This is a genomic window from Streptomyces argenteolus (genome assembly GCF_042902585.1).
In the GTDB taxonomy this organism is placed as follows: Bacteria; Actinomycetota; Actinomycetes; order Streptomycetales; family Streptomycetaceae; genus Streptomyces; species Streptomyces argenteolus.
In genome coordinates this window covers 1-7736 of the sequence record NZ_JBIBEG010000025.1, presented here as the reverse complement: position 1 = coordinate 7736, position 7736 = coordinate 1, and the positions used below count along the sequence as shown (strand labels likewise).

Annotated in this window: 2 protein-coding genes; both read left to right on the top strand. The window is 71.3% G+C overall.

The features are described 5' to 3' along the window. The coding region (locus tag ACFY8O_RS34320) for a type I polyketide synthase (RefSeq protein ID WP_449341841.1) at positions 1 to 5904 on the top strand (5904 nt) is incomplete at its 5' end. A gap of 83 nt (positions 5905 to 5987) precedes the next feature. Further along, on the top strand, positions 5988 to 7736 hold a 1749-nt coding region (locus ACFY8O_RS34315; RefSeq protein ID WP_387909320.1), incomplete at its 3' end, for a type I polyketide synthase.

Below are 7736 nucleotides of genomic sequence, written 5' to 3'. Positions count from 1 at the left end.
CTGGTGGTCGGGCACGGTGTGCGGGATCTGGTGCTGACCGGCCGGCGGGGTGGGGATGCTGCGGGTGCTGAGGAGCTGGTTGCCGAGCTGACCGCGTTGGGTGCGTCGGTGCGGGTCGAGGCGTGTGATGTCGCGGACCGTGCGGGTCTTGGTGCGCTTTTGGACGGCATCGGGGAGCTGTGTGGTGTGGTGCACGCGGCTGGGGCGTTGGATGACGGTGTGGTGTCCGCGTTGACGCCGGAGCGTCTGGATACTGTGCTTCGTCCGAAGGTGGACGGGGCGTGGAATCTGCACGAGTTGACCCGTGAGCGTGATCTCGCGCTGTTCGTGTTGTTCTCGTCTGCCGCGGGGGTGTTCGGTTCTCCGGGGCAGGGCGGTTACGCGGCGGCGAATTCGTTCCTGGATGCTCTGGTGCGGGAGCGCCGGGTCCAGGGGTTGCCGGGGCACTCGTTGGCGTGGGGTCTGTGGGCCGACCGCAGTGCGATGACGGGTGCGCTGGGGACTGCGGATCTGGATCGTATGCGGCGGGTGGGTATCCGGCCGCTGGGCACGGATGAGGGCCTTGCCCTCTTTGATGCCGCGGCGGGTCTTCCCGGTCCGCACACCGTCCCGGTCCGCCTCGACACGGCCACGTTGCGTGAGCAGCGGCCTCTGGCACCGCTGTTCCGTGCGCTGGTGCGCACCACGGCCAAGCGGGCCGCCGCCAACGCCAGCGCGGATGGTGGTGGGGGGCTGCGTGAGCGGCTCGCCGCGCTGGACCCGGCGGAGCGCGACCGTGAGCTGACGGAGCTGGTGCGCGCCCAGGCCGGCCTCGTGCTGGGGCATGGCACGGCCGGCGCCGTGGAGGCCGACCGGGCTTTCCGGGATATGGGCTTCGACTCGCTGACCGCGGTGGAGCTGCGTAACCGGATCGGTTCCCTGACCGGGCTGCGTCTGCCGGTGACCGTCGTCTTCGATCATCCCTCTCCCGTCGCTCTCGCGGCCGAGATCGCCGTCCGTCTGGGTATGGAGGGTGACAGCGGTCAGGACCGTGCGGCACCTGTCGCCGCTCCGGTCGTTGCCGATGATGACGACCCGATCGTCATCATCGGTATGAGCTGCCGCTTCCCTGGCGGAGTGACCTCTCCCGAGGAACTGTGGCAGTTGCTCACCGACGAACGCGACGCCATGGGCGACTACCCCACCGACCGCGGCTGGGACTCCGTCGATCTGCACAACGCCGAGTCCCCCGATCTGCACTTCGCCAAGGTCGGCGGGTTCTTGTACGACATGGCGGACTTCGACCCCGGCTTCTTCGGAATGTCGCCCCGCGAGGCCCTGGCCACCGACCCGCAGCAGCGGCTGCTCCTGGAGACCACCTGGGAGGCTCTGGAGCGGGCCGGCATCGACCCCGGCACCCTGCGCGCCACCCCGACCGGCATCTTCACCGGGCTGATCTACAACGATTACGCCGCGCGCTTCCCTCACCTGCTCAGCGGCTACGAGGGCTACCTGGGCAACGGCAGCGCCAACAGCGTCGCCTCCGGCCGCATCGCTTACACCCTCGGGCTGGAAGGCCCCGCGATCACCGTCGACACGGCATGCTCGTCGTCGCTGGTTGCCCTGCACCAGGCTGCACACGCCCTGCGCAGCGGCGATTGCACGCTGGCGGTCGCCGGTGGGGTCACCGTCATGTCGACGCCGCGTCCGATGGTGGAGTTCAGCCGTATCAGCGGCCTCTCGCCCGACGGCCGCTCCAAGGCGTTCGCCGCCGATGCCGACGGCATGGGATTCGCCGAGGGTGTCGGCATGCTCGTCGTCGAGCGGTTGTCGGACGCGCGCCGCAACGGGCACCCCGTCCTTGCGGTGATCCGTGGCTCCGCCCTCAACCAGGACGGCGCCTCCAACGGCCTGACCGCGCCCAGCGGCCCCGCGCAGCAGCGCGTCATCCGCCAGGCGCTCGCGAACGCCGGGCTCACCACCTCGGACATCGACGCCGTCGAGGCGCACGGCACCGGAACGTCGCTCGGCGACCCGATCGAGGCCCAGGCGCTGCTCGCCACGTACGGTCAGGACCGCCCCGAGGACAAGCCGCTGCTGCTCGGCTCGGTGAAGTCCAACATCGGCCACACCCAGGCCGCGGCCGGTGTCGCGGGCGTCATCAAGATGGTGCTCGCCCTGCGCCACGGTGTGGTGCCGAAGACACTGCACGCGGACGAGCCCACCTCGCACATCGAGTGGGACTCCGCCGGTGTGCGGCTTGCCGACGCGAGCGTGCCGTGGCCCGAGACAGGCAGACCGCGACGCGGCGCCGTCTCCTCGTTCGGTATCAGCGGCACCAACGCCCACGTCATCCTCGAGCATGCCTCGGAGCCCGAGGCCGAGGCCGCCGAGGACACCGGCGACCACCTGCCGTGGTTGATCTCCGCCAAGAGCCCGGGAAGCCTGCGCGAACAGGCACTGCGCCTGCACGCGCACGTCAGTGCCGCTCCCGAGGCCGCCCTCGCCGATATTGCACGCTCGCTCCTGACCACCCGGGCGGAATTCGAGCACCGCGCCGTCGTCATAGGCCGCGACCGCGAGGAACTGCTGGGGCGCCTGGCCGCATTCGGTCACGGCGACGAGACCCCCGGTGTGGTCCAGGGCACCGCCGCACGCGACAAGAGGGCCGTCTTCGTCTTCCCCGGCCAGGGCTCGCAGTGGGCAGGAATGGCAACCGAACTTCTCGACTCGTCAACGGCGTTCGCGGATCGGTTCGGCGAGTGCGCGGCGGCCCTCGCGCCGCACATCGACTGGGCGCCCGCGGACGTGCTGCGGGAGCGCCAGGACGCTCCGTCGCTGGATCGCGTGGACGTGATCCAGCCGATGCTGTGGGCCGTCATGGTGTCGCTCGCCGCAGTGTGGCGGGCGCACGGCGTCAAGCCTGTTGCGGTGGTGGGCCACTCGCAGGGCGAGTTGGCGGCTGCTGTGGTGGCGGGTGTGTTGTCGCTGGAGGATGCGGCGCGGATAGTCGCGCTGCGCAGCCGGTTGATCGGGCGTGAACTGGCGGGCCAGGGCGGCATGGTGTCCGTGCCGGTCGGTGAGGACGCGGCGGAGGAGCTGATCGGGCCCTGGGCGGGCCGGATCAGCGTCGCCACGATCAACGGCCCGCAGTCCACCGTCGTCGCCGGTGAGGCCGCGGCGCTGGACGAGCTGATGGCCGCGTGCGAGCGCGGCGGCGTACGGGCCCGACGCATTCCGGTGGACTACGGCTCCCATACCCCGCAGGTCGAGCAGGTTCGCGAGGCCCTCCTGGAGCTCGCCGCTCCCGTGACCCCGCGCCCGGCCCAGGTGCCGATGTACTCCACCGTCACCGCCGAGCTCCTCGAGGACGGTGTGGCCGACGCCGAGTACTGGTACAGCAACCTCCGAGACCCCGTCCGCTTCCAGCAGACCGTGCGGGCCATTGCCGACGCGGGCCACGACGTCTTCGTCGAGGTCAGCCCGCATCCGGTCCTGACCACCGGCATCGAGGACAGCCTCGCGGACCTCGCGACCACCCCCCTGGTCGCCGGCACCCTGCGGCGCGGGGACGGCGGCCGAAGCAGACTGCTGACCGCCCTCGCCGAACTGTTCGTCGCGGGCGCGCCCGTGGACTGGGCGGGCACCTTCGACGGTGGCAGGGCCGTGGACCTGCCCACCTACGCATTCCACCGGCAGCGCTACTGGCTGGACGCCCCCGCGCCCGCGCAGGGCAGCGAGGCCTCCGGCGTCGACAGCGCCTTCTGGACGGCGGTCGACGGCGGCGACACCGAATCGCTCGCCGTCGCGCTCGGCGTGGCGGACGACTCCGTGCGCTCCTCACTCGCCACCGTCCTGCCCGCGCTCTCCGCCTGGCACGGCCAGCAGCGTGAGGAGGCCACCGTGGACGCGTGGCGGTACGGGATCGAATGGGCGCCGGTCCAGGACACGAAGGCCCGGCTCGCGGGCACCTGGCTGGTCGTCGTTCCCCAGGAACACGCCGAAGACCCGACGGTGTGCGCCATAGGCGCGGGCATCGAGCGCCGCGGCGGTACCGTCCGCCAGGTCCTGCTCCCCGCGGAGCACGCCACTGACACCGGCATCACGGGCGAACTCCCGTACGTGGATGAGATATCCGTACGACTGCGCGCCGTCGCAGGAGACGAGCCGGCGGCCGGAGTCCTCGCGTTGACCGGACGCGACGAGGACTCACACCCGTCGCACCCCGGCGTACCTCTCGGCTTCTCCCGCACCCTCGGGCTGATCCAGGCACTGGCCGCCACCGAAGTCACCGCCCCCGTGTGGTGCGTCACCAGCGGCGCGGTCACCACCGGCAGCGGCGCCGAACTCACACGACCTCAGCAGGCGATGGTGTGGGGACTCGGCCGGGTCGCGGCCCAGGAGTACCCGGACCGCTGGGGCGGCCTGATCGACCTGCCCGCCGAGCCGGGGGAGCGGGACATCGACCGGCTCTGCGCCCTGCTGACCGGCGAGACCGGTGAGGACCAGCTCGCGGTGCGTCCCGCCGGCGTACGCGCGAGGAGGCTGGTGCGTGCCGCCGCGTCCGGGGGGCAGAACGGCGCCTGGCAGCCCCCCAGGGGCACCGTCCTCATCACGGGCGGTACCGGCGCGCTCGGCAGCCACCTCGCGCGCCGGTTCGCTGAGCAGGGTGCAGAGCACCTGATGCTCTTGAGCAGGAGCGGGCCCGATGCCGAGGGCGCCGACGCACTGCGGGCCGAGCTGACCGCTCTGGGCGCACAGGTGACCGTCCTGTCCTGTGACGCGGGCGACCGCGACGCATTGGCGGCCGCCCTGGCAGACATCCCGGAGAAGCTGCCCCTGACCGCGGTCTTCCACACCGCCGCCGCTCTGGACGACGGCCCACTGGAGACCCTGACCCTCCCCCGCGTAGCCGCCGCGCTCCGCTCGAAGGCGGGTGCTGCGTGGAACCTCCACGAGCTGACCGCGGACGCGGACCTGTCGGCGTTCGTGCTCTTCTCCTCCACGGCGGGCACGTTCGGCGCCGCGGGCCAGGGCAACTACGCGCCCGGCAACGCCTACCTGGACGCACTGGCCTGGTACCGCAGGGCCCACGGCCAGGTGGCGACCTCCATCGGCTGGGGCGCCTGGGCCCAGGGCGGCATGGCGGAGAAAGACGTCGTCGCCGACCTGCGCCGCAGGCACGGGGTGCCGCTCATGTCCCCGCAGCGCGCCACCCTCGCCATGGAGCGAGCCCTTACGGGCGACGACACCTTCGTGGTCCTCGCCGATATCGAGTGGGACAAGTTCCAGCTGGCCTACACCGCCGCGCGGCCCAGTCCTCTGCTGTACGGCCTCGCGGAGGTCCAGCGCCCCCAGGAGACGGGTGTGGACGCGGTGGGTACCGGCGGCACGGAGGGCCCCCATCTTGCCGAGCGGCTGTTCGGCCTGGCCCGTAAGGAGCAGGACCGGGTGCTGCGGGAGACGGTCCGTACCCACGCCGCGGCCGTCCTCGGCCACGACGGAGCCGAATCGGTGCCGCTCACCCGTCCCTTCGCGGAGCTCGGCCTGGACTCGGTCACCGCGGTGGAGCTGCGCAACCGCCTCGGTGGCGTGGTCGGCCACAAGCTGCCGGCCGGGCTCATCTTCGACTATCCGACGGTCTCCGACCTCGTTGCCTATCTGCGCGACCTGTTGTTCGACGACGAGGCGTACACCAGCCCGATGCTGGCCGAACTGGACCGCCTGGATGTCGAACTGGCCACCCTGCGTGACGATGACCCGGTCAGGGGCCAGGTGGCGGAGCGGCTGGAGAAACTGCTGCGCCGTGTCAGCTCGGACTCGGTGGCCGCGTCGGGCGGCAGGGCCGTGCCGAGCTGGGACCTCCAGGCGGCCTCCCAGGACGAAGTGTTCGCCATGATCGACGAGGAGCTGGGAGAGCCGTGATCCGGGCCGGCCGGACGCTCTGCGCGCCGCCCTTGTGACTCCCCCCGGAACGCGATTGCCGACCCTTTCAGTGCCGCTAAGGAATGGACCTGCCGCCCATGCCGAATGAAGACAAGCTCTTCGACTACCTCAAGCGCGTGACCGCCGAGCTGAAGGAGACCAAGTCACGGCTGAAGGCCATGGAGTCAGCCGGCGGTGAGCCGGTGGCGATCGTCGGGATGAGCTGCCGGTACCCCGGCGGTGTCGCCTCTCCCGAGGACCTGTGGCGGCTGCTTTCCGAGGGCGGCGACGCCATCACGGGCCTGCCCACCGACCGCGGCTGGGATCCTGCCTCGCTGATCGACGTGACCGGCGAGCGCCCCGGCAGCTCGTACGTGGCCGAGGGCGGCTTCCTGCACGACGCGGGGGAGTTCGACGCGGGCTTCTTCGGGATCTCGCCGCGCGAGGCCCTGGCCATGGACCCGCAGCAGCGGCTGCTCCTGGAGACCTCCTGGGAGCTGTTCGAGCGCTCCGGCATGGACCCCACCGCGCTGCGTGGCAGCGACACCGGTGTCTTCGTGGGCTCCAGCTTCCACGGGTACGGCGACCCGGCCACCGCCCCCGAGGAAGCGCAGGGCTATCTGCTCACCGGCCGCGCCGACAGCGTCATCTCCGGCCGGATCTCCTACACCCTGGGCCTCGAAGGACCCGCACTCACTGTCGACACGGCGTGCTCGTCGTCGCTCGTGGCGCTGCACCTGGCGATCAACGCGCTGCAGCTCGGCGAGTGTTCACTGGCACTCACGGGCGGCGTGATGGTCATGTCGACGCCGGAGGTCTTCGTAGGGCTCAGCCGGCAGCAGGGTCTGGCGCGGGACGGGCGTTGCAAGGCGTTCGCCGCGTCCGCCGACGGTATGAGTGCGTCGGAGGGTGTGGGCCTGCTGTTGGTCGAGCGGCTCTCGGACGCACGGCGCAACGGTCATCAGGTGCTGGCGGTGGTCCGTGGTTCGGCGGTCAATCAGGACGGCGCGTCCAACGGTCTGACCGCGCCCAACGGCCCCGCGCAGCAGCGGGTGATCCGGCAGGCTCTGGAGAACGCCGGGCTTGTCTCCGCGCAGGTGGACGTGGTCGAGGCGCACGGCACGGGCACGGCGCTGGGTGACCCGATCGAGGCGCAGGCGTTGTTGGCGACGTACGGCCAGGATCGTGATGGGGAGCGGCCTTTGTTGCTGGGGTCGTTGAAGTCCAACATCGGTCATACGCAGGCTGCCGCGGGTGTGGCGAGTGTGATCAAGATGGTTGAGGCGATGCGGCACGGTGTGGTGCCCAGGACGCTGCATGTCGATGAGCCGACGCCGCAGGTGGACTGGACGGCGGGTGCGGTGGAGCTGGTGACCGAGGACCGTGCGTGGCCGGAGACGGGCCGCGCACGCCGTGCGGGTGTGTCCTCGTTCGGTGTGAGCGGGACGAACGCGCACGTCATTGTGGAGCAGGCTCCGGCCGTGGAAGCTCCTCTGGACGAGGTCGAGTCCGGCCCGGCCGGCCCCGTCTCCGGTGATGGTGTGGTGCCGTGGGTGCTCTCTGGCCGGTCTGCGGACGGGTTGCGTGGGCAGGCTGAGCGGTTGCGGGAGTTCGTGGCTTCTTCGGAGGCTTCGGTTGCCGATCTTGGGTGGTCGCTGGCGTCTTCGCGTGCGGGGCTCGGGCATCGGGCTGTGCTGCTCGGCGCTGACAGGGAGGAGCTGCTGACTGCTCTGCGGGCCTTGGAGGACGGTGAGCCGGCGGCTGGTGTGGTCACGGGTGTGGCGTCGGACGGCGCTTCGGACGTGGTGTTCGTGTTCCCGGGTCAGGGTTCG